The organism is Enterobacter sp. E20 (assembly GCF_000801755.2).
GTDB classification, from domain to species: Bacteria; Pseudomonadota; Gammaproteobacteria; order Enterobacterales; family Enterobacteriaceae; genus Enterobacter; species Enterobacter asburiae_B.
The window spans coordinates 3,614,186-3,638,535 of sequence record NZ_CP012999.1; the positions used below are offsets into that span (position 1 = coordinate 3,614,186).

Genomic DNA, 24,350 nt, shown 5'->3' on the forward strand with positions numbered 1-24,350 from the left:
GTTGATGCGTATTCCTCTGTTACTTAGCGTCCTCTTTCTGACTGGCTGTAGCCATATGGCCAACGATAACTGGTCCGGACAGGATAAAGCCCAGCATTTCCTCGCTTCCGCAATGTTGTCAGCAGCAGGCAATGAATATGCGCAGCATCAGGGATACAGCCGGGATCGTAGCGCGGCGATAGGGTTGATGTTCTCAGTCAGTCTTGGAGCATCAAAAGAACTGTGGGATAGCCGCCCCGCAGGGAGCGGCTGGAGCTGGAAAGATTTCGCCTGGGATGTCGCCGGCGCAACGACCGGCTATGCCGTGTGGCAGATGGCGCGCTATTAAAGTCGAATGCCTTTCCCTTTGCGATGCAACATCAGGGAAACAATAAAGGCCAGTGCGCCCATTATCGTTACGTACCAGAAGAATGTCGTTTCACTTCCCCATGATTTAAGCGACAACGCAACGTACTCCGCCGATCCGCCAAACAACGCATTAGCTACCGCATAAGAGAGCCCTACCCCTAAAGCACGTACCTGCGCCGGGAACATTTCAGCTTTCAGTATTCCGCTGATAGAGGTATAGAAACTGACAATCACCATCGCCAGCATCACCAGCGCAAACGCCGCATACGGCGAAGTCACATGCTGAAGGGCCGACAGAATAGGTACTGTACATAATGCCGACAGGCCGCCGAAAATCAGCATCGACGTACGTCGACCGATTTTATCCGAGAGCGCACCGATAATGGGTTGTATGAGCATAAAGACAAACAGCGCCACGGTCATGACTACGCTGGCGACGTTTGCGTGCATGCCGGTGGTGTTCACCAGGTACTTCTGCATGTAGGTGGTGAACGTGTAAAAACTGAGAGAGCCGCCAGCAGTAAAGCCCAGCACCATGAGGAAAGCTTTGCGGTTACGCCATAACCCTTTGAATGTTCCCGCCTCCTTCAGCGTTCTGACTTCCTTCTGAGAGGTTTCATCTAACTGACGGCGTAGCCAAAGTGCGACCACCGCCAGTACTGCGCCCATCGCGAAAGGAATTCGCCATCCCCAGGCGTGAAGTTGTTCATCCGTCAGAATTTGCTGCAGGATCACAACCACAAGAATGGCCAGCAGTTGACCACCAATCAGCGTGACGTACTGGAATGAGGCGTAAAAACCTTTACGGCCTTCCAGGGCAATCTCACTCATGTAGGTCGCACTGGTACCGTATTCACCGCCCACCGATAATCCCTGGAATAAGCGGGCCAGTAATAGTAGCGCCGGTGCCCAGGTACCAATCGATTCATATCCCGGTAAGCAGGCGATCACCAGAGAACCAAAGCACATCATGCACACCGAGATCAGCATAGAAGCCTTACGGCCGCGACGATCCGCAATGCGGCCAAACAGCCAGCCCCCGATGGGCCGCATTAAAAACCCTGCGGCAAATACCCCCGCCGTTTGTAGCAGCTGCGTTGTGGTGTTGCCGGATGGGAAGAAAATATGTGCGAAGTAGAGTGAACAGAATGAGTAGACGTAAAAGTCGAACCATTCAACCAGATTCCCTGAAGAGGCGCTGACGATTGCCCATACCCTTCTTCGGGTATCACTGTTAGCCAGCGTCCCGTTTGATGTAATGCTTTCTGTCATTGTGATTATGCTCCTGCCATAAACAGCGGCGTATTGAGCCAAGAGACTCAATTACCTCGTAAATGAAATGTTATAATTTTGTTATAAATAACATTGCGACAAGGATCACACATTCCATTAGCAGGATAAGGGATTAAGAGAAAGGCCAGAAAGGGTAAGCACAAAGCAAAAAACCCCGCACCTTACGGTACGGGGTTCTTCTAATTGATGCCTGGCAGTTCCCTACTCTCACATGGGGAGACCCCACACTACCATCGGCGCTACGGCGTTTCACTTCTGAGTTCGGCATGGGGTCAGGTGGGACCACCGCGCTAAAGCCGCCAGGCAAATTCTGTTAATCTGTATCAGAGCTGAAAATCGTGTCTGTCTCATCCGCCGAAACAGCTTCGGCGTTGTAAGGTTAAGCCTCACGGTTCATTAGTATCGGTTAGCTCAACGCATCGCTGCGCTTACACACCCGACCTATCAACGTCGTAGTCTTCAACGTTCCTTCAGGACCCTTAAAGGGTCAGGGAGAACTCATCTCGGGGCAAGTTTCGTGCTTAGATGCTTTCAGCACTTATCTTTTCCGCATTTAGCTACCGGGCAGTGCCATTGGCATGACAACCCGAACACCAGTGATGCGTCCACTCCGGTCCTCTCGTACTAGGAGCAGCCCCCCTCAATTCTCCAGCGCCCACGGCAGATAGGGACCGAACTGTCTCACGACGTTCTAAACCCAGCTCGCGTACCACTTTAAATGGCGAACAGCCATACCCTTGGGACCTACTTCAGCCCCAGGATGTGATGAGCCGACATCGAGGTGCCAAACACCGCCGTCGATATGAACTCTTGGGCGGTATCAGCCTGTTATCCCCGGAGTACCTTTTATCCGTTGAGCGATGGCCCTTCCATTCAGAACCACCGGATCACTATGACCTGCTTTCGCACCTGCTCGAGCCGTCACTCTCGCAGTCAAGCTAGCTTATGCCATTGCACTAACCTCCTGATGTCCGACCAGGATTAGCTAACCTTCGTGCTCCTCCGTTACTCTTTGGGAGGAGACCGCCCCAGTCAAACTACCCACCAGACACTGTCCGCAACCCGGATTACGGGTCTACGTTAGAACACCAGCCATTAAAGGGTGGTATTTCAAGGTCGGCTCCACGCAGACTGGCGTCCACGCTTCAAAGCCTCCCACCTATCCTACACATCAAGGACCAGTGTTCAGTGTCAAGCTATAGTAAAGGTTCACGGGGTCTTTCCGTCTTGCCGCGGGTACACTGCATCTTCACAGCGAGTTCAATTTCACTGAGTCTCGGGTGGAGACAGCCTGGCCATCATTACGCCATTCGTGCAGGTCGGAACTTACCCGACAAGGAATTTCGCTACCTTAGGACCGTTATAGTTACGGCCGCCGTTTACCGGGGCTTCGATCAAGAGCTTCGCGTTGCCGCTAACCCCATCAATTAACCTTCCGGCACCGGGCAGGCGTCACACCGTATACGTCCACTTTCGTGTTTGCACAGTGCTGTGTTTTTAATAAACAGTTGCAGCCAGCTGGTATCTTCGACTGATTTCAGCTCCACCCGCAGGGGCTTCACCTACATATCAGCGTGCCTTCTCCCGAAGTTACGGCACCATTTTGCCTAGTTCCTTCACCCGAGTTCTCTCAAGCGCCTTGGTATTCTCTACCTGACCACCTGTGTCGGTTTGGGGTACGATTTGATGTTACCTGATGCTTAGAGGCTTTTCCTGGAAGCAGGGCATTTGTTACTTCAGCACCGTAGTGCCTCGTCATCACACCTCAGCGTTAAAAGGTACCGGATTTACCTGGAACCTCCGCCTACATGCTTAAACCGGGACAACCGTCGCCCGGCTAACATAGCCTTCTCCGTCCCCCCTTCGCAGTAACACCAAGTACAGGAATATTAACCTGTTTCCCATCGACTACGCCTTTCGGCCTCGCCTTAGGGGTCGACTCACCCTGCCCCGATTAACGTTGGACAGGAACCCTTGGTCTTCCGGCGAGCGGGCTTTTCACCCGCTTTATCGTTACTTATGTCAGCATTCGCACTTCTGATACCTCCAGCACCCCTCACAGGACACCTTCAACGGCTTACAGAACGCTCCCCTACCCAACAACGCCTAAGCGTCGCTGCCGCAGCTTCGGTGCATGGTTTAGCCCCGTTACATCTTCCGCGCAGGCCGACTCGACCAGTGAGCTATTACGCTTTCTTTAAATGATGGCTGCTTCTAAGCCAACATCCTGGCTGTCTGTGCCTTCCCACATCGTTTCCCACTTAACCATGACTTTGGGACCTTAGCTGGCGGTCTGGGTTGTTTCCCTCTTCACGACGGACGTTAGCACCCGCCGTGTGTCTCCCGTGATAACATTCTTCGGTATTCGTAGTTTGCATCGGGTTGGTAAGCCGGGATGGCCCCCTAGCCGAAACAGTGCTCTACCCCCGAAGATGAGTTCACGAGGCGCTACCTAAATAGCTTTCGGGGAGAACCAGCTATCTCCCGGTTTGATTGGCCTTTCACCCCCAGCCACAAGTCATCCGCTAATTTTTCAACATTAGTCGGTTCGGTCCTCCAGTTAGTGTTACCCAACCTTCAACCTGCCCATGGCTAGATCACCGGGTTTCGGGTCTATACCCTGCAACTTAACGCCCAGTTAAGACTCGGTTTCCCTTCGGCTCCCCTATACGGTTAACCTTGCTACAGAATATAAGTCGCTGACCCATTATACAAAAGGTACGCAGTCACACCACGAAGGTGCTCCCACTGCTTGTACGTACACGGTTTCAGGTTCTTTTTCACTCCCCTCGCCGGGGTTCTTTTCGCCTTTCCCTCACGGTACTGGTTCACTATCGGTCAGTCAGGAGTATTTAGCCTTGGAGGATGGTCCCCCCATATTCAGACAGGATACCACGTGTCCCGCCCTACTCTTCGAGTTCACAACCTGTGCATTTTCGTGTACGGGACTGTCACCCTGTACCGTGCGACTTTCCAGACGCTTCCACTAACACACAAGCTGATTCAGACTCTGGGCTGCTCCCCGTTCGCTCGCCGCTACTGGGGGAATCTCGGTTGATTTCTTTTCCTCGGGGTACTTAGATGTTTCAGTTCCCCCGGTTCGCCTCGTTAACCTATGTATTCAGTTAACGATAGTGCAACGAATTGCACTGGGTTTCCCCATTCGGACATCGCCGGGTCAAAGGTTCATATCACCTCGCCGGCGCTTTTCGCAGATTAGCACGTCCTTCATCGCCTCTGACTGCCAGGGCATCCACCGTGTACGCTTAGTCGCTTAACCTCACAACCCGAAGATGTTTCACTTCTGATTGCGAAAATTTGAGAGACTCGAACACACATAACATGTGTGTCGTTTCAATTTTCAGCTTGATCCAGATTTTTAAAGAGCAAATATCTCAAACGTCACCCGAAGATGAGTTTTGAGATATGACGGCAGGTGACTTTCACTCACGAACCAGCAAGTGGCGTCCCCTAGGGGATTCGAACCCCTGTTACCGCCGTGAAAGGGCGGTGTCCTGGGCCTCTAGACGAAGGGGACGTGAAGTCTCAATCGCAAGACGCCTTGCTATTTACTTTTCATCAGACAATCTGTGTGAGCACTGCAAAGGCAGGTTCTTTAAGGTAAGGAGGTGATCCAACCGCAGGTTCCCCTACGGTTACCTTGTTACGACTTCACCCCAGTCATGAATCACAAAGTGGTAAGCGCCCTCCCGAAGGTTAAGCTACCTACTTCTTTTGCAACCCACTCCCATGGTGTGACGGGCGGTGTGTACAAGGCCCGGGAACGTATTCACCGTAGCATTCTGATCTACGATTACTAGCGATTCCGACTTCATGGAGTCGAGTTGCAGACTCCAATCCGGACTACGACGCACTTTATGAGGTCCGCTTGCTCTCGCGAGGTCGCTTCTCTTTGTATGCGCCATTGTAGCACGTGTGTAGCCCTACTCGTAAGGGCCATGATGACTTGACGTCATCCCCACCTTCCTCCAGTTTATCACTGGCAGTCTCCTTTGAGTTCCCGGCCTAACCGCTGGCAACAAAGGATAAGGGTTGCGCTCGTTGCGGGACTTAACCCAACATTTCACAACACGAGCTGACGACAGCCATGCAGCACCTGTCTCAGAGTTCCCGAAGGCACCAATCCATCTCTGGAAAGTTCTCTGGATGTCAAGAGTAGGTAAGGTTCTTCGCGTTGCATCGAATTAAACCACATGCTCCACCGCTTGTGCGGGCCCCCGTCAATTCATTTGAGTTTTAACCTTGCGGCCGTACTCCCCAGGCGGTCGACTTAACGCGTTAGCTCCGGAAGCCACGCCTCAAGGGCACAACCTCCAAGTCGACATCGTTTACGGCGTGGACTACCAGGGTATCTAATCCTGTTTGCTCCCCACGCTTTCGCACCTGAGCGTCAGTCTTTGTCCAGGGGGCCGCCTTCGCCACCGGTATTCCTCCAGATCTCTACGCATTTCACCGCTACACCTGGAATTCTACCCCCCTCTACAAGACTCTAGCCTGCCAGTTTCGAATGCAGTTCCCAGGTTGAGCCCGGGGATTTCACATCCGACTTGACAGACCGCCTGCGTGCGCTTTACGCCCAGTAATTCCGATTAACGCTTGCACCCTCCGTATTACCGCGGCTGCTGGCACGGAGTTAGCCGGTGCTTCTTCTGCGGGTAACGTCAATCGACAAGGTTATTAACCTTATCGCCTTCCTCCCCGCTGAAAGTACTTTACAACCCGAAGGCCTTCTTCATACACGCGGCATGGCTGCATCAGGCTTGCGCCCATTGTGCAATATTCCCCACTGCTGCCTCCCGTAGGAGTCTGGACCGTGTCTCAGTTCCAGTGTGGCTGGTCATCCTCTCAGACCAGCTAGGGATCGTCGCCTAGGTGAGCCGTTACCCCACCTACTAGCTAATCCCATCTGGGCACATCTGATGGCAAGAGGCCCGAAGGTCCCCCTCTTTGGTCTTGCGACGTTATGCGGTATTAGCTACCGTTTCCAGTAGTTATCCCCCTCCATCAGGCAGTTTCCCAGACATTACTCACCCGTCCGCCGCTCGCCGGCAAAGTAGCAAGCTACTTTCCGCTGCCGCTCGACTTGCATGTGTTAGGCCTGCCGCCAGCGTTCAATCTGAGCCATGATCAAACTCTTCAATTTAAGTTTGATGCTCGTGAATTAAACTTCGTAATGAATTACGTATGTTCACTCAGAGACTTGGTATTCATTTTTCGTCTTGCGACGTTAAGAATCCATGTCACTTTGAGTGCCCACACAGATTGTCTGATAAATTGTTAAAGAGCAGTGCCGCTTCGCTTTTCGCAGCGGCGCGGGGTGTGCATATTACGCTTTCCCGCTTCAGAGTCAAGTGATTAATTTCGCTATTCTCTGCTGACCCGGCGGCGTGTGTGCCGTTGTTCCGTGTCAGTGGAGGCGCATTATAGGGAGTAATTCCGAAGCTGCAAGGATAAAGTGACATTTATTTACTAACCGCTCACTTTCCAGGCAAATCTTACTCCAGACCTCAATTTTCGCCTGGTTTTTAAACAAAAACGAGCCGCAAGCGGCTCGTTTTTGCGTTTTGTGACTTACTGCACTGCCACAATACGATCGTCGTTGGCTTCCAGACGAATAACTTTGCCCGGAATCAACTCTCCGGAGAGGATCTGCTGCGCCAGCGGGTTTTCGATCTGCTGCTGGATAGCACGTTTCAATGGACGCGCACCGTACACTGGATCGTAACCATTCTCGCTCAGCAGCTTCAGGGCCTCGTCGGAGATGTGAATTTCATATCCACGCTCTTCCAGACGTTTGTACAGACGCTGCAGCTGGATCTGCGCAATCGACGCAATGTGTTTCTCACCCAGAGGATGGAATACTACCACTTCATCAATACGGTTGATGAACTCCGGACGGAAGTTATGGCTCACGACACCGAGCACCAGATCCTTCATATGGCTATAGTCCAGTTCACCGAAACGTTCCTGAATCAAATCGGAACCCAGGTTCGAAGTCATGATGACAACCGTATTACGGAAGTCGACCGTTCTCCCCTGTCCGTCGGTCAGACGGCCATCATCCAGCACCTGAAGCAGGATGTTGAACACATCAGGATGCGCTTTTTCCACCTCATCCAGCAGGATGACGGAATAAGGGCGACGGCGAACGGCTTCCGTCAGATATCCCCCTTCTTCATAACCAACGTATCCCGGAGGCGCGCCGACCAGACGTGAGACGGAGTGTTTCTCCATAAACTCGGACATGTCGATACGTACCATCGCATCGTCGCTGTCGAACATAAAGTTAGCCAGCGCTTTACACAGCTCGGTTTTACCGACGCCCGTCGGCCCCAGGAACAGGAACGAACCAATCGGACGGTTTGGGTCGGACAGTCCTGCACGACTACGACGAATAGCGTTCGAAACCGCTTCAACCGCTTCGTTCTGGCCAATCACCCGATTGTGTAGATCTTGCTCCATGCGCAGCAGTTTTTCACGCTCGCCTTCCAGCATGCGCGCCACCGGAATACCGGTCCAGCGAGCAAGCACTTCCGCGATTTCCGCATCCGTTACTTTATTACGTAACAGACGCATCGTTTTCCCTTCTGACTGCGTCGCTATCTCAAGCTGTTTTTCCAGTTCAGGAATTTTGCCGTACTGCAGTTCAGACATCCGCGCCAGATCGCCGACACGGCGAGCCTGCTCAATGGCAATTTTGGCCTGTTCGAGTTCAGCTTTAATGGTCTGAGTGCCGGAAAGGGATGCTTTCTCGGCTTTCCACTCTTCTTCCAGCTCAGAATACTGGCGCTCTTTATCGTCCAGTTCTTCATTGAGCATATCCAGGCGTTTCTTACTGGCTTCATCAGACTCTTTCTTCAGCGCCTGCTGTTCCAGCTTGAGCTGAATGATTCGTCGGTCGAGCCTGTCCAGCTCTTCCGGTTTCGAGTCAATCTGCATACGAATGCTCGAAGCCGCTTCATCAATAAGGTCGATCGCTTTATCCGGTAGCTGACGGTCAGCAATATAACGATGCGAAAGCGTCGCTGCCGCAACGATAGCCGGGTCAGTGATCTGCACGTGGTGGTGCAGTTCATAGCGCTCCTTCAAACCACGCAGGATCGCGATGGTATCTTCAACGCTTGGCTCAGCAACAAACACTTTCTGGAAACGACGTTCCAGAGCAGCATCTTTCTCAATGTACTGACGGTACTCGTCGAGCGTGGTGGCACCGACGCAGTGAAGTTCACCGCGCGCCAGCGCAGGTTTCAGCATGTTCCCGGCATCCATCGCGCCGTCCGCTTTACCCGCACCGACCATAGTGTGCAGTTCGTCGATAAACAGGATAACGTTCCCTTCCTGCTTCGCCAGGTCGTTAAGCACGCCTTTCAGACGCTCCTCAAACTCACCGCGGTATTTCGCACCGGCCACCAGCGCGCCCATATCCAGCGCCAGTACGCGGCGGCCTTTCAGGCCTTCCGGCACTTCGCCGTTGACGATACGCTGCGCCAGCCCTTCAACGATGGCGGTTTTACCGACACCCGGTTCACCAATCAGCACCGGGTTGTTCTTGGTACGACGCTGCAGTACCTGAATCGTACGGCGAATTTCTTCATCACGGCCGATAACCGGGTCAAGTTTGCCCTGTTCAGCACGCTCGGTCAGATCGACCGTAAATTTCTTCAAAGCCTGACGTTGGTCTTCGGCTCCCTGATCGTTCACGCTTTCACCTCCGCGCATTTTCTCAATCGCCTGAGTCACATTGGCGGTGGTCGCACCGGCAGATTTCAGCAGGTCGGTCAAGGTACCGCGTGATTCAAGCGCCGCCAGAACAAACAGCTCTGACGAAATAAAGTTGTCCCCACGTTTTTGCGCCAGCTTGTCGCAAAGGTTAAGCACGCGCACCAGATCCTGCGACGGCTGAACGTCGCCGCCGGTACCTTCTACCTGCGGTAAACGGCTCAGCGCCTGATCGATGGCGGTGCGTAACTGGCCAGCATTAATGCCAGCGGACGTTAATAAAGGACGTACCGATCCCCCTTCCTGATTCAGCAAGGCGCTCATTAAATGAAGAGGTTCGATAAACTGGTTGTCGTGCCCCAGTGCGAGGGACTGGGCATCGGCGAGAGCAAGCTGGAATTTATTAGTAAGACGATCCAGACGCATAACTCCTCCCATAACAGGTCAAATTTGCTACTGGAGATTAAATGAGGTCATCCCTCAATTATTCAAGGTTAATGACCTGAATTATGTGAAAAGAAAACGGCACGTACCGGATCGTCTTGATTCTTTAGGTTATATCAGCCAAATGAAACTTGCCATACGCCCCGTGGTCTTGTCGCGACGATAGGAGAAAAAATCACCCTTTTCGGTGAATGTGCAGCGATCGCCGCCGAAGATCTGCATCACGCCAACGTTATTCAGACGCTGACGGGCGAGCTGGTAAATATCGGCCAGATATTTATCCCCCGAAGGCAGGAAGGCTTCAACCGCTTGCGGATCTTTTTCCATAAAGGCTTCGCGAACCTCTGGCCCCACTTCGAAAGCGCGAGGACCAATGGCCGGGCCAAGCCAGGCCATAATATTGGCTGGCTCATCGCTAAAGCAGGCGACAGTTTCTTCGAGCACGCCTTCACACAGACCACGCCAGCCCGCGTGTGCTGCAGCCACCTCGGTACCTGCACGGTTACAGAACAGAACCGGCAGACAATCGGCGGTCATCACGGCACAAACGGTTCCCGGAGTATTACTGTAAGAGGCATCAGCGCGTTTAGAAGCATAGGGTTCTCCCGTCAACTTCAGCACTGCGTTACCATGAACCTGTTCCAGCCAGACCGGTTTCGACGGCAAGTTCCCCGCAGCAAACAGACGTCGGCGGTTCTCTTCAACATGTTCCAGGTTGTCGCCACAGTGCGCACCGAGGTTCAAAGACTCCCACGCGCCCTGGCTAACACCGCCAATACGGGTTGAACTGCAGGCGGCCACGCCTGCAGGCAATGGCCACTCCGGGACAATCAGTTTGGTCATAACCAGTCCACTTGATCCTTATGTTCTTCGAAATCAGCACGCATGGCGTCAATAAGGTCCACCATATCCTGCGGGATAGGCGCATGCCATTCCATCTGAATACCGGTGATAGGGTGGTAAAGACGCAGCATAGTCGCGTGCAGCGCCTGGCGATCGAATTTACGCAATACGCTGATAAACTCATCCGATGCGCCTTTAGGTGGACGCGGACGACCACCGTATACCTGATCCCCGACCAGCGGATGGGTAATGTGGGCCATATGCACGCGGATCTGGTGAGTACGTCCGGTTTCCAGACGCAGACGCAGGCGCGTATGAATACGGAAGTGCTCCATAATGCGATAGTGCGTCACCGCCGGTTTACCCATCGGATGCACCGACATATGGGTACGTTTGGTTGGGTGACGGCTGATTGGCTCTTCCACCGTTCCGCCAGAGGTCATATGCCCAATGGCTACCGCTTCATACTCGCGGGTGATTTCGCGCAGCTGCAGCGATTCCACCAGACGGGTTTGAGCAGGAACGGTCTTCGCTACCACCATCAAACCGGTGGTGTCTTTATCCAGACGGTGCACGATGCCCGCGCGCGGGACATCCGCGATCGGCGGATAATAATGGAGAAGTGCGTTAAGTACCGTACCGTCAGGGTTCCCCGCGCCCGGATGAACAACCAGGTCGCGCGGCTTGTTGATCACCAGAATATCATCATCTTCATAGACGATGTCCAGTGGGATATCCTGCGGCTCGAAGCGGATTTCCTCTTCGATTTCAGCATTGATGGCGACAGCTTCCCCACCTAACACTTTCTCTTTTGGTTTGTCCCAGATCTTGCCGTTTACCAGCACGCGCTGGTCAAGGATCCATTCTTTTATGCGTGAACGCGAATAATCAGGGAACAATTCGGCCAAAGCCTGATCTAAGCGTTGACCGAGCTGATTTTCGGAGACTGTTGCGGTGAGTTCTACTCGTTGTGCCATAAACTGCTTCTTCGTTTAACGTTGGGTTTTACGGCTTTGCCGTTTAATATAGTGTGCTATTGTAGCTGGTCTTAATCGGGAGCAGGAACAGAGTTTCTCCCGGACAAACATTTGAGGAAAGTCAAAACGTCATGACGCGCATGAAATATCTGGTGGCAGCGGCCACGTTGAGCCTGGCTTTGGTGGGCTGCTCCGGTTCAAATGAACAGGTCCCTGACAATCCGCCGAATGAAATCTATGCGACTGCACAACAAAAGTTGCAGGACGGTAACTGGAAACAGGCGATAACGCAACTGGAAGCGTTGGATAATCGCTATCCATTTGGTCCATATTCGCAGCAGGTACAGTTAGATCTCATCTACGCATACTATAAAAATGCCGACCTGCCGCTGGCTCAGGCAACTATCGATCGTTTCATGCGTCTGAACCCGACTCATCCTAACATCGACTATGTGATGTACATGCGCGGCCTCACCAACATGGCGCTGGACGACAGTGCGCTGCAGGGCTTCTTCGGCGTGGATCGTTCAGACCGTGACCCGCAGCATGCGCGTGATGCCTTCAATGACTTCTCCAAGCTGGTCCGCGGCTATCCGAACAGTCAGTACGTGACTGACGCCACCAAACGTCTGGTGTTCCTGAAAGATCGTCTGGCGAAATATGAATACTCCGTAGCGGAATACTATACCCGTCGTGGCGCATGGGTCGCCGTGGTTAACCGCGTAGAAGGTATGCTGCGTGATTATCCGGATACTCAGGCAACGCGCGACGGCCTGAAGCTGATGGAAAATGCTTACCGTCAGATGCAGATGACCGCTCAGGCTGAAAAAGTGGCGAAAATCATCGCCGCGAACAGCAGCAACACCTGATATTGCCTCAATGCAAAACGGCAGCCCGAAGGCTGCCGTTTTTTTATTCATTTTAGCGCGTCGCTGAAGCGCTTAAGCCTCAACACATCCAGTCAACTATGGCCCCAATTTTTGCCTTCGACAAGGTAAATCTCACCTCTTCCTGCCCTGCCTCACAAAAAAGATTCCCTGACAAAAACCGACAAAATAACGTGATCTAAATCACACATTTTGACATTAGGTCGGGTATGCTGGAATTACCAAGACGGAAAGACAAGAGGTAAAATTTATGACAATGAACATTACCAGTAAACAAATGGAAATTACTCCGGCAATCCGCCAGCACGTCGCAGACCGTCTCGCCAAACTGGATAAATGGCAAACTCATTTGATTAATCCACATATCATCCTGTCCAAGGAGCCGCAGGGTTTCATCGCTGACGCAACTATCAATACTCCAAACGGCCATCTGGTCGCCAGCGCAAAACACGAGGATATGTACACAGCAATTAACGATTTGATCAACAAGCTGGAACGGCAGCTCAATAAAGTGCAACACAAAGGTGAAGCCCGTCGCGCCGCAACATCGGTGAAAGACGCCAGCTTCGCGGAAGAAGTTGAAGAAGAGTAATCCTTTAAATTGAGTGTACCGCCAACGCGCCTTCGGGCGCGTTTTTTGTTTTTTATTGACAGGGTGAAAACAGTACGGGTACTTTAACGGTATCAATCACAGGATGACTTTATGAAACTTACGCCGTTCTTCTTCGCATTCTTTTTTACCTTCCCCTGAACGGGAGGCGTTTCGTCGTGTGATAAAGAATGCGAAGACGAACAACAAGGCCTCCCACACCGGGGGGCCTTTTTTATTGATAACGATAAAATGAGACAGGCAACACTATGACACCGGAAAACCCGTTACTGGATCTGCGAGTAAAAATCAGCGCGCTGGATGAGAAACTGCTGGCGCTGCTGGCCGAACGCCGCGCCCTTGCCGTTGAAGTGGGCAAAGCCAAGCTGGACTCCCATCGCCCGGTACGCGATATCGACCGCGAGCGCGATCTGCTGGAACGTCTCATTCAGCTCGGCAAATCGCATCACCTCGATGCCCACTACATTACCCGGTTGTTCCAGCTCATCATCGAAGACTCCGTTCTCACTCAGCAAGCGCTGCTCCAGCAGCATCTGAACAAAACCAATCCACACTCTGCGCGTATCGCCTTCCTCGGTCCGAAGGGATCTTATTCTCACCTGGCCGCACGTCAGTATGCCGCACGCCATTTCGAAGAATTTATTGAGAGTGGCTGCGCTAAGTTTGCCGACATTTTTAATCAGGTTGAGACCGGCCAGGCGGATTACGCCGTCGTACCTATTGAGAACACCAGCTCCGGCGCCATCAACGACGTCTACGATTTGCTGCAACACACCAGCCTGTCGCTGGTTGGCGAGCTGACGATCCCTATCGATCACTGCGTGCTGGTCTCTGGCTCAACGGACCTGAGCAAGATCGAAACGGTTTACAGTCATCCACAGCCGTTCCAGCAGTGCAGCCAGTTCCTGAACCGCTATCCGAGCTGGAAAATTGAGTACACCGAAAGCACCTCGGCGGCGATGGAAAAAGTGGCGCAGGCTAACTCCCCAACCGTCGCCGCGCTCGGCAGCGAAGCAGGCGGGGCGCTGTATGGCCTGCAGGTGCTGGAACGCAACCTGGCGAACCAGACGCAAAATATCACCCGCTTCGTGGTGCTGGCCCGCAAGGCGATCAATGTGTCAGACCAGGTGCCGGCCAAAACCACGCTGCTGATGGCGACCGGCCAACAGGCCGGGGCGCTGGTTGAAGCCCTGCTGGTGCTGCGTAACCACAACCTGATCATGACCAGGCTGGAATCACGCCCAATCCACGGTAACCCGTGGGAAGAGATGTTCTACCTCGATATCCAGGCCAACCTGGAATCTGCTTCCATGCAGAAGGCCCTGCGCGAACTGGGCGAGATCACGCGTTCCATGAAGGTGCTGGGCTGCTATCCGAGCGAAAACGTGGTCCCGGTTGACCCGGCTTAACGTTCGATAAACCGGCTTTTCTTCATCCCTGCCACGTTCACCGGCAGGGTGAAGATGGCGCCGGAGAGCGGATACTTCGCCACCTCGTCCGCATCCATATTTTCCCGCGTGGTGGTAATAAACAGTGTTTTCATGTCATCGCCGCCAAAGCAGACCATCGTCGGGCAACGCACCGGCATGCGGTATTCTTCCAGCTGCTCCCCTTGCGGAGAAAAACGCGCAATACGCCAGCCGTCAAACAGCGCGCTCCAGTAGCAGCCTTCCACATCCATGGCAGCGCCGTCCGGTATCCCTTCGCCCTCTTTAAACTGACGAAACACCTCGCGCCTGCCGGGTTCGCCCTTCTCATCAAGCGGCGTTCGGTAAATAACGCCGTTTGGCGTATCTGAAGTAAACATCCATTGATTATCAGGGCTAAACGCTAAGCCGTTGTGCCCGTGAATATCGCACTGGATCACTTTCGGCGTCAGGTCGTTGTCGATGCGCATCAGCAGGGCACCGTTGTAATCTCCCGGCCCCCAAAACGTGCCCGCGTAGAATCGTCCCAGAGAATCGGTGCCGCCGTCGTTAAAGCGTGCGAGCTGCGGGTTAGAGGGGTTATCGCACACCTTGCGGCGCAGCAGGCCGTGTTTATCGGTCAGCCAGATACCCGTTCGCATCGCAACGATAAAACCACCCTGCTCGCGCAGCGCGAAACAGCCCACCTCCTCATGGAAAGAGAGTACGGTGTGTTCTTCCGTCGGCAGATGGTAGCGGTGGATCTCCCCTTCCAGAATATCGGCCCAGTAGAGCGCATGCTCTTCTGCGCTCCACGTCGGGCATTCAGGCAGATGCCCGGTGTAATTCAGCAGCAGTTGCGGTTCAGCCATGACAGTTCCCCAAAATAAAAAAGCCAGCATTGCTGGCTTTCAGTATATACATCATCGCATTACTGGCGACTGTCATTTGCCTGGCGCAACAGCGTCCGGCTCTCACTCTGGAAACGCTGTGCGTAATCGCCAAACCAGTGCTCGACCTTGCGGAAGCTGTCGATAAACGCCTGCTTGTCTCCGTGCTCCAGCAGCGTAATGGCTTCACCAAAGCGCTGATAGTAGCGCTTGATGAGCGCCAGATTGTTCTCGGAGGACATAATAATGTCCGCGTAAAGCTGCGGATCCTGAGCAAACAGGCGCCCGACCATCGCCAGCTCCAGACGATAGATAGGCGAAGAGAGCGCCAGAAGCTGTTCAAGCTGCACGTTCTCTTCCGCCAGATGCAGACCGTAGGCAAACGTCGCAAAGTGGCGCAGCGCCTGAATGAACGCCATGTTCTGATCGTGCTCGACCGCGCTGATGCGGTGCAATCGCGCGCCCCATACCTGAATCTGTTCCAGGAACCACTGATAGGCTTCCGGCTGACGACCGTCGCAGTAAACCACCACCTGCTTAGCCAGGCTGCCGCTGTCCGGGCCAAACATCGGGTGCAGACCCAGCACCGGGCCCGTATGCGCAGCCAGCATCGCCTGCAGCGGACCATTTTTGACGGAGGCCAAATCCACCAGGATGCAATCTTTCGGTAAAGCAGGAAGCTTCCCGATGATCTGCTCCGTCACGTGGATCGGCACGCTGACGATAACCATCCCGGCATCTTTCATGAGTTCCGGAGCATGCGCCCAGTCCTCTTTTTCCAGAATGCGCACCTGATAGCCCGAAAGCGTCAGCATTTTTTCAAACAGACGCCCCATCTGTCCTGCCCCGCCGACAATCACCACCGGCCTCAGGGACGGACAGAGGGTTTTGAAGCCCTTGTCGTTTTCGCTGGAATAGGATTCCCGCATCACGCGACGCAGAACATCTTCAATTAAATCCGGCGAAACGCCCAGCGCCTGGGCCTCTTTGCGACGAGAAGCCAGCATTGAGGCTTCGCGCTCCGGGACGTAAATTGGCAGGCCGTATTTGCTTTTCACCTCACCGACTTCGGCAACCAGCGCCATGCGGCGCGCCAGCAGGTCCAGCAGCGCCTTATCCACTTCATCAATTTGATCGCGCAGTGCGGTCAATTCAGCAACCATAACTAACCTCTTAAGCCAGACGCGTCGCCAGCTGGCCTTTCAAATCTTTGTGGATCTCACGCAGCAGCGCATCGGTGGTTTCCCAGCTGATGCAGGCATCCGTCACGGAGACGCCGTGCTTCATTGCACTGCGTGGTTGTTCAGATGATTGATTGCCTTCATGAATATTGCTCTCAATCATCAGACCGATAATCGAACGGTTGCCATCTTTGATCTGTGCGACCACGGATTCCGCAACCGCAGGCTGGCGACGGTAATCTTTATTTGAATTACCATGACTGCAATCTACCATCAGTGCCGGGCGCAGTCCCGCCTGCTCCATCTCTTTTTCACACTGCGCCACGTCCGCCGGGCTGTAGTTAGGTGCTTTCCCGCCGCGCAGGATCACATGGCCGTCCGGGTTACCCTGCGTTTGCAGGAGGCAGACCTGGCCCGCCTGGTTGATACCAACGAAACGGTGCGGCATCGCAGCAGCGCGCATGGCGTTGATCGCCGTCGCCAGGCTGCCATCGGTACCGTTTTTAAAGCCAACCGGCATTGACAGGCCAGACGCCATCTCGCGGTGGGTTTGCGATTCCGTGGTACGCGCGCCAATCGCCGACCAGCTGAACAGATCGCCCAGGTACTGCGGGCTGTTCGGGTCCAGCGCTTCGGTTGCCAGCGGCAGCCCCATGCTGACCAGCTCCACCAGCAGGCGACGCGCAATCTTCAGGCCTACTTCCACATCAAACGAGCCATCCATGTGCGGATCGTTAATCAACCCTTTCCAGCCGACGGTCGTACGTGGCTTCTCAAAATAGACGCGCATCACCAGATAGAGGCTATCGCTGACCTCCTCCGCTAACGCTTTAAATCGACGAGCATATTCAATGGCGGTTTCAGGATCGTGAATGGAGCAAGGACCGCATACCACCAGCAGGCGCGGATCGCGGCCGGCGATAATGTCAGAAATGGTCTGGCGAGAGTGCTCGATCTGAGCCTCCTGCGCGACGCTCAGCGGAAATTCCGCTTTCAGTTGATCAGGAGTGATTAACACCTGTTCGTCAGTGATATGTACGTTGTTCAGCGCGTCTTTTTGCATGATGGCGATCCTGTAAAGCTCGTTTGCGATAGTTGTATTCCTCAATGAGGTGAAACCACGATACCATAAAAAGTAAACATTTCAATCCAAAATACGTACACATTACTTTACAGATGCCAATTTATTGCAAAAATCAGCCGATAAAAACGTAAACTTTAAATTACAGACAGGTTTTCTTTAGCCAGGCTATGCTGAAGAAAAAAGGAGAATGGCTATGCGTTCAATTGCTCTCGCGCTGTTGTCGCTGTTTTTAACGGGCTGTCAGATCAATCCTTACACCTTCCAGCCCGACTGGACCAGCCCATCCTGGTTTGATGCAGGTAAAGAAGACGCCATGAATGGCCTGCCGGTTAAAGATAACCAGACCCTGGCCAATAGCTTTAACGACACACACGTTGATCGTAGTGAATATCTTCGCGGCTATGCTGATGGTCAGAAGAAAGTCTGCGAAGAAGGGTTTATTCACGCCTGGGGATTAGCAGGCAAATCTTTCCCTGCCAGTTGCGATACAGCCGAAAACGCGGCAAAACTGCGTGCGTCATGGCAGCAAGGGATGGATGAAAGTATGCGCTCCAGCAGACTGAATTAATCTATTTTTATCCACCGGAAAATAAACAACTGTAGGATTTAGCTTAGGTCGGCCTCATGCTATTTCTGACATAATGACGGCCCTGATAAACAATGGTATTCTGCCCGCAACTCTTAAGGACATCTATTTCCAGAGCGATGTGGCGGATTCTGGTGAGAAATTTATTCTTGATCTCTTTTTTCCGACTCACTCTGGTGATAATGCTGTTCCTTATGGTGGGCCCTGCGGCGGCAGGCACGCTTACGGAAACGGATAAATCGGTACGCTCGATTGTCTCAGGCATTGTGAGCTATACGCGATGGCCGTCACTTTCCGGTCAGCCTAAACTCTGCGTCTACGCCACTTCGCACTATACGCACGCCCTCAGCGGCGATGAGGGGCATAGCGAGTTACCTTATACTCCCGTTATTGTACGTAACGATCAGGAAGCCCTGGCCGCGACGTGCGATGCGATCTATTTCGGGTCTGAATCACCGGCGAAACAACTTGAATTAATAAGTCAATATCAGGGCAGAGCGTTGCTATTAATCTCAGAGCAAAATCCGGAATGTGTAATTGGCAGTGCCTTTTGCCTGATAATCGATCGCGGCCAGGTACGGTTCGCCGTCAATCTGGATGCATTGACGCGCAGTGGCGTAAGAGTCAATCCGGATGTATTAATGCTTGCACGGAATAAGCAGCATGGATAAAGATTTCACTTCAACGCCACGTCCGACGTTTAAAAGAACGTTGAGGCGAAACAGCATGATAAGCGTCATCATCACGATGACGTTAATATGGCTGCTGCTCTGTTTTGCTTCCGTCGTGACGTTAAAACAATACGCGCAAAAGAATCTCGAATTAACCGGCGCAACAATGAGCCACAGCCTGGAAGCCTCGCTGGTGTTCAACGACTCGCTAGCGGCCAACGAAACGCTGGCTGCGCTGGGCAAACAGGGGCAGTTTGCCGTGGCCGAGGTTATTAACGCGCATAAAAAGCGGTTTGCCTACTGGTCATGGAACCCGGAGGACAACAACGACACGCTGGGCGCACTGGTCAGCCGCTGGCTTTTCCCCGTACCGGTTGCGCAGCCCATCATGCATAACGGCGCAACGATCGGCGAAATTCGCCTGACCGCGCGTGACAGCCTGATCGGCCATTTCATCTGGATGTCGTTTGCCGTTCTGACCGGCTGCATTCTCTTTGCAACCGTCGTCGCGCTCACTATTACCCAGTCTTTGCACCATGGGATGGTCACGGCCCTGCAAAACATCACTGACGTCGTGCATGACGTTCGTACTAATCGCAACTTCTCCCGCCGAGTGAAAGACGGCCGTATCGAAGAGTTTCACCAGTTTGGTGAGGACTTCAACAGCCTTCTGGATGAGATGGAGGAGTGGCAACTGAAGCTTCAGGCGAAAAACGCCCAGCTGCTGCGTACCGCCATGCACGACCCGCTCACCGGTCTTGCCAACCGCGCGGCGTTTCGTAACAGCATTGCGGCCTTAATGAACGACCCTTCTGCCAAAACGAACTCGGCCCTGCTCTTCCTCGACGGTGATAATTTTAAGTTTATTAACGACACCTGGGGACATGCGGCAGGAGACTGCGTGCTGATAGAAGTCGCCAGCAGGATGATGGAGTTTGGCGACAAACGTCACCAGGCATACCGCCTTGGCGGTGACGAATTTGCCATGGTGCTGTACGGCGTACACTCTGAGCTCGAGGTTCAACACATTTGTGCTGCGCTATCGCAGCAGTTTATCCGTCCGTTTGATCTTCATAACGGACAAAAAGCATCGATGTCACTCAGCATTGGCTTTGCTCTGGCGTGGGAAAATGCTTCCGTGGAAGCATTACTGGAGAGGGCTGACCGCAACATGTATCAGGTGAAAAACCAGCGTACGAAAACAACAAGTTAGAAAGGATACACTATGTTAAAACGTTACTTCGCGCCGATAGTTCTGGCCTCACTGGTTCTGGCAGGCTGTCAGTCGCCCCCGGAAGGCAAATTCACTCCTGAGCAAATTTCGGCGATGAAGTCTTACGGTTTTAACGAACTGAACGGTGACTGGTCGCTTGGCATGTCGGACACCATCCTGTTTGATAAAAATGACGCCAGACTGCGTCCGGAAAGTGAAACGCAGATCCAGTCCATGGCCTCTCGCCTGGCGGAAACCGGCCTGAACCACGCGCGAATGGACGGTCACACGGATAACTACGGTGAAGAAAGCTACAACGAAGCGCTGTCGTTAAAACGCGCCAATGCCGTGGCCGATGCCTGGGCGAAGGGGGCAAATATCCCGCGCAGCAATCTCACCACGCGGGGGTTAGGTCAAAAATACCCGGTTGCGAGCAACAGCACTCCGCAAGGGCGCGCTGAAAACCGCCGCGTAGCAGTGGTGATCAGCACGCCATAGGGTTATTTAGCGGATGATTCGGCGAGCGTCACCCTGGTTGCCGCTCGCCAGCGCAGCCAGTCCACCAGAACAAACAGCGCCAGACTCACGCCCATGACCGGCAAGGCCAGCCCCAGCAGTATGCTGATTATCACCGTAATCCCTCTTCCCCACCCTGACAGCGTCAGCCAGCTTTGACAAAGCGTCTGCACCGGATCCACGGCCGACTGTGCCGGACGACGCATCCACCACATCCGGTAACCCCAGACGATGAGCACGCACAGGGCGAGGCCAAACACCACCAGCAGCAGCTGATTCACCAGCCCGAATAAGATCCCCATATGGAAATCCACGCCCCAACGGGTCAGTTTTGCCATTAACGGGAAATCCTCGAAACGGGTTCTGTCCAGAACCTGCATCGTAGAAGGATCAACCGCAACGGCGTCCACCTGGGTCGGCCAGCTGCGATCGATTTCCGTCACGGTCCAGGCGCTATCCGCCGTTTTCGCCGGGCGGATCTCCAGCCTGTTGGCATCAATCCCCGCGTTACGGGCCGCGCTTAATACTCCGTCAAACTGCGTCAGATCCATCGCCATTTCCGGCATCATCATGCCGCCGTGATGGCCCCGGTGTTCGGCATGCTCATCCACGATCTCCTGTTGACCGGAAAGCGTCGTGTTCACCTGCGGGGTAAGCCAGTTCATCTCTGCCCGCAGCTTATCAACGTTCCCGCCTGCCCACTGGGACCAGGTCAGGCCGGTTGCGGAGAACAACAGCATTCCACCCAGCAGACTCCAGCCCAGCGTCACGTGCATCCGACGACGATTCTGGAAGCGATTATTGATCCGCCGTTTGGGCCGGGTATAAAACCACAGGGCAACACCACCCAGCGCGGCAACCCACATCCAGGAGGCCGCAAGCTCGCTGTAGAGTCGCCCCACGTCGCCCAGCATCAGAGAGGTATGCAGATAATCAATGGTCTGACGCAGCGGTAAAATCCCGCTGGTGCCGTATACCGTCATATCTCCCAGCACCGCCAGGCTTACTGGATCAATAAAAATAGCCCGATTCTCCGATGGCCTAAGCGTCGGGTCAGCAAACATCACGCGGGTAGTTTCGCCTTCAGCCAGCCCCGGACGCACGGCGTGCAAATGCACATCTGAGCCAACGGTTTTTTCCGCCACGGCGATTTGCGCCGCCAGCGGCTGCGGCACGCCCAAGGAATCCGTGTGGAGCGCGTGCCGGTAAAGCGCATTCTCCAGCTGCGGGGTCGCCACATACAGCGTACCGGTCAGCGCGGCAAAGAAGATAAACGGACCAACAAAAAGCCCGACGTAGAAATGGAGGCGACGCAGCAGGTTTCCCCATGCCGCGCGCGGAGTGCAGGTAGTCATACTTTTCCTTTTTAAGGCAAAAAGTTATCGATTTAGTTTTAAAGGGAAAAAGCAGACTGCCGCGGCGGCGCGCGGGTATCAGGGTAAAGCCAGGGGAAAAAGTGCCAGTGGCTGACCGCCTCGCGCGGCGGCTTAATGCGAAGCCTCTGTAATACCGCGCTGAGCAGGACGATCAGCGCCAGCATCACGCCAGGGACATGCGCTAACAGCACGCAGTAGCCGCACGCTTCCGCATGGTCGACAGGCATCGTATGCGGCATATCGCCCTGATGCTCGTCCATCGACATCATGCTCATGTCATGATGCATGCCCGGCATGGCGCTCATGGGATCTTTCAGCAAGGAGACGGAGATAAGCGGCGCCACCACGATCAGCAGGATCGCAAACAGCGCGGTCAAGGCCGCTGCGCGTTTCCGGTCAGGCTGATGCAGTACGTTATCCACGTCCCCTCCATTCAAGAGGCAAGCATTGTAAATGATTTATGACAAAAGGGTTAACGCGAGAGGTGCGCAGGGATAAAAAAAGGGCCAGCCTTTCGGCCAGCCCTTTCTAACAGGATGTCGCTTAAGCGAATCTTAGTTCAGACGCTCTTTAATACGAGCAGACTTACCAGTACGCTCACGCAGGTAGTACAGTTTAGCTTTACGTACAGCACCACGACGTTTAACAGCAATGCTGTCAACTACCGGAGAGTGAGTCTGGAAGACACGCTCAACGCCTTCGCCGTTGGAAATTTTACGAACAGTGAATGCAGAGTGCAGACCGCGGTTACGAATAGCGATAACCACGCCCTCGAATGCCTGCAGACGTTTTTTGGAACCTTCAACAACCCATACTTTCACTTCCACGGTGTCACCTGGACGGAAGGAAGGTACGTCCTGCTTCATCTGCTCTTGTTCAAGTTGCTTAATAATGTTGCTCATAATTTAATCTCTTATCCTGGGTAAACTGATATTCGGGAGCGTATTACGCATTCCCATCATGTTCATGCTGCTGGTGCGCGTGTTCTGTTTTGAACTCGGCCAGCAACTTTGCTTGCTCTTCAGTCAGAGCCAGGTTTTCCAGAAGTTCAGGTCTTCTAAGCCAGGTTCGGCCCAGCGACTGCTTCAAACGCCAGCGACGTATCTCGGCATGGTTTCCAGACAGTAACACTGCCGGTACTTCCATCCCTTCTAACACTTCAGGACGAGTATAGTGTGGACAGTCCAGCAACCCATCGGCAAAGGAATCTTCCGTTGCCGAAGCTTCATGGCCCAGAACTCCCGGAATGAACCGGGCGACGGAGTCAATCAGCGTCATTGCGGGTAACTCACCACCGCTGAGAACGTAATCGCCGATAGACCATTCTTCGTCAATCTCGGTTTGAATTACGCGCTCATCTATCCCTTCGTAGCGCCCACAGACCAGAATCAGCTTTTGATTCGTCGCCAGTTCGCTCACGCCCGCTTGATCAAGCTTGCGTCCCTGAGGTGACAGATAAATCACCTTTGCGCCTTCACCTGCCGCGGCTTTTGCTGTGTGAATGGCGTCCCGTAAGGGTTGCACCATCATTAGCATCCCCGGTCCGCCGCCGTAAGGACGATCGTCCACGGTACGGTGCCGGTCATGAGTAAAGTCACGAGGACTCCAGCTCTGGATGCTCAGCAGGCCATTCTTTACTGCCCGGCCAGTTACCCCGTAATCGGTAATCGCGCGGAACATTTCAGGAAACAGGCTAATTATGCCAATCCACATAGCGCCGTCTTTTACCGTTTATCCGGAGAATTTAAAAACCAGGATCCCAATCTACTTCAATGGTTTGAGTAGTGAGATCGACTTTCTTGATAACCTGTCCATCGAGGAACGGAACCAACCGCTCCTTGATGCCAAATGCATCTTTCAGGTTTGCCTTAATGACGAGAACGTCATTTGACCCGGTTTCCATCATATCGATGACTTTCCCCAGGCTGTAGCCTTCGGTAGTGACTACCTGGCAACCCATAAGGTCTTTCCAGTAGTAGTCGCCCTCTTCCAGCTGTGGCAACTGCGACGAATCCACGACAATTTCACAATTAGTCAGCGCATTCGCGGCATCACGATCGTCAACGCCTTTCAGCTTGATGATGATGTCCTGATTGTGGTGACGCCAGCTTTCCAGCTCGACCTCTTCCCACTTACCGCCTTTCTGGATAAACCAGGGCTGGTAATCAAAAATGCTATCAGCGTCTTCAGTGGAGGAAAACACTCTGAGCCAACCACGGATACCGTAGCAAGAACCCATTTTTCCCAATACGATCGGTTCAACAGGTGCTTTATTGCTCATCATG

At 53.5% G+C, this 24,350-nt stretch carries 21 protein-coding genes, 1 tRNA gene, 3 rRNA genes and 1 other annotated feature; of the genes, 9 read left to right on the top strand and 16 right to left on the bottom strand.

From position 1 onward, the window contains the following. The first annotated feature begins 4 nt into the window (after positions 1 to 4). Positions 5 to 328 carry a YfiM family lipoprotein gene (locus NI40_RS16775; RefSeq protein WP_033146245.1) on the top strand — a complete coding sequence of 108 codons (324 nt, stop codon included), beginning with the start codon at positions 5 to 7 and terminating at the stop codon, positions 326 to 328. On the opposite strand, the gene NI40_RS16780 is transcribed toward NI40_RS16775, so the two are convergent. From NI40_RS16780 to rluD, 8 genes are all read right to left on the bottom strand, one after another. After that, a complete protein-coding gene (locus tag NI40_RS16780; RefSeq protein WP_029741120.1) occupies positions 325 to 1,620 on the bottom strand; it encodes an MFS transporter in 1,296 nt (431 codons plus the stop codon). The two genes, NI40_RS16775 and NI40_RS16780, sit on opposite strands and share 4 nt — an antisense overlap. A gap of 209 nt (positions 1,621 to 1,829) precedes the next feature. Next, a 5S ribosomal RNA gene (gene rrf / locus NI40_RS16785) occupies positions 1,830 to 1,945 on the bottom strand. A gap of 71 nt (positions 1,946 to 2,016) precedes the next feature. After that, positions 2,017 to 4,921 (bottom strand): 23S ribosomal RNA (locus NI40_RS16790). Positions 4,922 to 5,103: 182 nt separating this feature from the next. After that, a tRNA-Glu gene (locus NI40_RS16795) sits at positions 5,104 to 5,179 on the bottom strand. 84 nt (positions 5,180 to 5,263) lie between these two features. Continuing rightward, positions 5,264 to 6,805, bottom strand: a 16S ribosomal RNA gene (locus NI40_RS16800). Together the 16S, 23S and 5S rRNA genes with 1 tRNA gene alongside form the textbook arrangement of a ribosomal RNA operon. Positions 6,806 to 7,233: 428 nt before the next feature. Then, positions 7,234 to 9,807, bottom strand: a complete 2,574-nt coding sequence (clpB, locus tag NI40_RS16810) for an ATP-dependent chaperone ClpB (protein ID WP_023308864.1) — start codon at positions 9,805 to 9,807, stop codon at positions 7,234 to 7,236. Between the two features lie 129 nt (positions 9,808 to 9,936). Next, on the bottom strand, positions 9,937 to 10,668 hold the full coding sequence (gene yfiH / locus NI40_RS16815) for a purine nucleoside phosphorylase YfiH (protein ID WP_039263469.1): 732 nt from the start codon (positions 10,666 to 10,668) through the stop codon (positions 9,937 to 9,939). Continuing rightward, the gene (gene rluD / locus NI40_RS16820) at positions 10,665 to 11,645 is read right to left on the bottom strand and encodes a 23S rRNA pseudouridine(1911/1915/1917) synthase RluD (RefSeq protein ID WP_023308866.1); all 981 of its coding nucleotides are present in this window, start codon (positions 11,643 to 11,645) and stop codon (positions 10,665 to 10,667) included. The genes yfiH and rluD overlap by 4 nt, the downstream gene beginning before the upstream one ends. A 131-nt stretch (positions 11,646 to 11,776) precedes the next feature. Between rluD and bamD the strand changes: the two genes are divergently transcribed. The 4 genes from bamD (at position 11,777) to pheA (ending at position 14,551) form a co-directional block, all read left to right on the top strand. Next, the gene (gene bamD, locus NI40_RS16825) at positions 11,777 to 12,514 is read left to right on the top strand and encodes an outer membrane protein assembly factor BamD (RefSeq protein WP_023308867.1); all 738 of its coding nucleotides are present in this window, start codon (positions 11,777 to 11,779) and stop codon (positions 12,512 to 12,514) included. Between the two features lie 268 nt (positions 12,515 to 12,782). Then, entirely contained in the window at positions 12,783 to 13,124 is a 342-nt protein-coding gene (raiA, locus tag NI40_RS16830; RefSeq protein WP_003863162.1) for a ribosome-associated translation inhibitor RaiA, read from the top strand. A gap of 110 nt (positions 13,125 to 13,234) precedes the next feature. Next, positions 13,235 to 13,360: a sequence feature (Phe leader region), on the top strand. Beyond that, the gene (pheL, locus tag NI40_RS24015; RefSeq protein ID WP_100249759.1) at positions 13,236 to 13,283 is read left to right on the top strand and encodes a pheA operon leader peptide PheL; all 48 of its coding nucleotides are present in this window, start codon (positions 13,236 to 13,238) and stop codon (positions 13,281 to 13,283) included. It overlaps the preceding feature by 48 nt. Before the next feature lie 30 nt (positions 13,361 to 13,390). Next, a complete protein-coding gene (gene pheA / locus NI40_RS16835; RefSeq protein WP_039263467.1) occupies positions 13,391 to 14,551 on the top strand; it encodes a bifunctional chorismate mutase/prephenate dehydratase in 1,161 nt (386 codons plus the stop codon). On the opposite strand, the gene NI40_RS16840 is transcribed toward pheA, so the two are convergent. From NI40_RS16840 to aroF, 3 genes are read right to left on the bottom strand one after another with little or no spacing between them, the layout of a single operon-like run. Then, entirely contained in the window at positions 14,548 to 15,420 is an 873-nt protein-coding gene (locus tag NI40_RS16840) for an SMP-30/gluconolactonase/LRE family protein (protein ID WP_039263466.1), read from the bottom strand. The two genes, pheA and NI40_RS16840, sit on opposite strands and share 4 nt — an antisense overlap. A 59-nt stretch (positions 15,421 to 15,479) precedes the next feature. After that, positions 15,480 to 16,601 (bottom strand): bifunctional chorismate mutase/prephenate dehydrogenase, encoded by a 1,122-nt coding sequence (gene tyrA, locus NI40_RS16845; protein WP_033146250.1) that lies wholly within the window; start codon positions 16,599 to 16,601, stop codon positions 15,480 to 15,482. Between the two features lie 10 nt (positions 16,602 to 16,611). Beyond that, positions 16,612 to 17,682, bottom strand: coding sequence for a 3-deoxy-7-phosphoheptulonate synthase AroF (gene aroF / locus NI40_RS16850; protein ID WP_039263464.1), 1,071 nt, complete (start codon positions 17,680 to 17,682; stop codon positions 16,612 to 16,614). A gap of 214 nt (positions 17,683 to 17,896) precedes the next feature. On the opposite strand from aroF, the gene NI40_RS16855 reads away from it, so the two are divergent. From NI40_RS16855 to NI40_RS16870, 4 genes are all read left to right on the top strand, one after another. Beyond that, complete coding sequence (locus NI40_RS16855; protein ID WP_039263463.1) at positions 17,897 to 18,271, top strand: DUF2799 domain-containing protein; 375 nt, start codon at positions 17,897 to 17,899, stop codon at positions 18,269 to 18,271. Between the two features lie 152 nt (positions 18,272 to 18,423). Continuing rightward, entirely contained in the window at positions 18,424 to 18,960 is a 537-nt protein-coding gene (locus tag NI40_RS16860) for a YfiR family protein (protein WP_033146572.1), read from the top strand. Then, on the top strand, positions 18,953 to 20,173 hold the full coding sequence (gene dgcN / locus NI40_RS16865) for a diguanylate cyclase DgcN (protein ID WP_029741024.1): 1,221 nt from the start codon (positions 18,953 to 18,955) through the stop codon (positions 20,171 to 20,173). Before NI40_RS16860 ends, dgcN begins: the two co-directional genes overlap by 8 nt. A 12-nt stretch (positions 20,174 to 20,185) precedes the next feature. After that, the gene (locus tag NI40_RS16870; protein ID WP_029741023.1) at positions 20,186 to 20,671 is read left to right on the top strand and encodes an OmpA family protein; all 486 of its coding nucleotides are present in this window, start codon (positions 20,186 to 20,188) and stop codon (positions 20,669 to 20,671) included. A 2-nt stretch (positions 20,672 to 20,673) separates the two neighbouring features. Here NI40_RS16870 and NI40_RS16875 read toward each other — a convergent pair whose 3' ends face one another. The 5 genes from NI40_RS16875 to rimM all read right to left on the bottom strand — a co-directional run bounded on the left by NI40_RS16875 (position 20,674) and on the right by rimM (position 24,349). Continuing rightward, on the bottom strand, positions 20,674 to 22,044 hold the full coding sequence (locus NI40_RS16875; protein ID WP_039263461.1) for a PepSY-associated TM helix domain-containing protein: 1,371 nt from the start codon (positions 22,042 to 22,044) through the stop codon (positions 20,674 to 20,676). A 38-nt stretch (positions 22,045 to 22,082) separates the two neighbouring features. Then, the gene (locus NI40_RS16880; protein ID WP_039263460.1) at positions 22,083 to 22,487 is read right to left on the bottom strand and encodes a DUF2946 domain-containing protein; all 405 of its coding nucleotides are present in this window, start codon (positions 22,485 to 22,487) and stop codon (positions 22,083 to 22,085) included. Positions 22,488 to 22,619: 132 nt separating this feature from the next. Beyond that, positions 22,620 to 22,967: a 50S ribosomal protein L19 gene (gene rplS, locus NI40_RS16885; RefSeq protein ID WP_002914145.1), complete on the bottom strand. Its 348-nt coding sequence runs from the start codon at positions 22,965 to 22,967 to the stop codon at positions 22,620 to 22,622. A gap of 43 nt (positions 22,968 to 23,010) precedes the next feature. Further along, on the bottom strand, positions 23,011 to 23,778 hold the full coding sequence (trmD, locus tag NI40_RS16890; protein WP_014832949.1) for a tRNA (guanosine(37)-N1)-methyltransferase TrmD: 768 nt from the start codon (positions 23,776 to 23,778) through the stop codon (positions 23,011 to 23,013). A gap of 31 nt (positions 23,779 to 23,809) precedes the next feature. Further along, positions 23,810 to 24,349, bottom strand: coding sequence for a ribosome maturation factor RimM (gene rimM, locus NI40_RS16895; RefSeq protein ID WP_029741020.1), 540 nt, complete (start codon positions 24,347 to 24,349; stop codon positions 23,810 to 23,812). Position 24,350 lies beyond the last annotated feature (1 nt).

What these genes read in the sequence shown, in the direction of transcription:
- rluD (WP_023308866.1), bottom strand. Translation starts at nt 11,645, where the DNA reads ATGGCACAACGAGTAGAACTCACCGCAACAGTCTCCGAAAATCAGCTC.
- NI40_RS16780 (WP_029741120.1), bottom strand. Translation starts at nt 1,620, where the DNA reads ATGACAGAAAGCATTACATCAAACGGGACGCTGGCTAACAGTGATACC.
- NI40_RS16875 (WP_039263461.1), bottom strand. Translation starts at nt 22,044, where the DNA reads ATGACTACCTGCACTCCGCGCGCGGCATGGGGAAACCTGCTGCGTCGC.
- raiA (WP_003863162.1), top strand. Translation starts at nt 12,783, where the DNA reads ATGACAATGAACATTACCAGTAAACAAATGGAAATTACTCCGGCAATC.
- dgcN (WP_029741024.1), top strand. Translation starts at nt 18,953, where the DNA reads ATGGATAAAGATTTCACTTCAACGCCACGTCCGACGTTTAAAAGAACG.
- NI40_RS16855 (WP_039263463.1), top strand. Translation starts at nt 17,897, where the DNA reads ATGCGTTCAATTGCTCTCGCGCTGTTGTCGCTGTTTTTAACGGGCTGT.
- trmD (WP_014832949.1), bottom strand. Translation starts at nt 23,778, where the DNA reads ATGTGGATTGGCATAATTAGCCTGTTTCCTGAAATGTTCCGCGCGATT.
- NI40_RS16840 (WP_039263466.1), bottom strand. Translation starts at nt 15,420, where the DNA reads ATGGCTGAACCGCAACTGCTGCTGAATTACACCGGGCATCTGCCTGAA.
- bamD (WP_023308867.1), top strand. Translation starts at nt 11,777, where the DNA reads ATGACGCGCATGAAATATCTGGTGGCAGCGGCCACGTTGAGCCTGGCT.
- pheA (WP_039263467.1), top strand. Translation starts at nt 13,391, where the DNA reads ATGACACCGGAAAACCCGTTACTGGATCTGCGAGTAAAAATCAGCGCG.
- tyrA (WP_033146250.1), bottom strand. Translation starts at nt 16,601, where the DNA reads ATGGTTGCTGAATTGACCGCACTGCGCGATCAAATTGATGAAGTGGAT.
- aroF (WP_039263464.1), bottom strand. Translation starts at nt 17,682, where the DNA reads ATGCAAAAAGACGCGCTGAACAACGTACATATCACTGACGAACAGGTG.
- clpB (WP_023308864.1), bottom strand. Translation starts at nt 9,807, where the DNA reads ATGCGTCTGGATCGTCTTACTAATAAATTCCAGCTTGCTCTCGCCGAT.
- rplS (WP_002914145.1), bottom strand. Translation starts at nt 22,967, where the DNA reads ATGAGCAACATTATTAAGCAACTTGAACAAGAGCAGATGAAGCAGGAC.
- yfiH (WP_039263469.1), bottom strand. Translation starts at nt 10,668, where the DNA reads ATGACCAAACTGATTGTCCCGGAGTGGCCATTGCCTGCAGGCGTGGCC.
- rimM (WP_029741020.1), bottom strand. Translation starts at nt 24,349, where the DNA reads ATGATGAGCAATAAAGCACCTGTTGAACCGATCGTATTGGGAAAAATG.
- NI40_RS16870 (WP_029741023.1), top strand. Translation starts at nt 20,186, where the DNA reads ATGTTAAAACGTTACTTCGCGCCGATAGTTCTGGCCTCACTGGTTCTG.
- NI40_RS16775 (WP_033146245.1), top strand. Translation starts at nt 5, where the DNA reads ATGCGTATTCCTCTGTTACTTAGCGTCCTCTTTCTGACTGGCTGTAGC.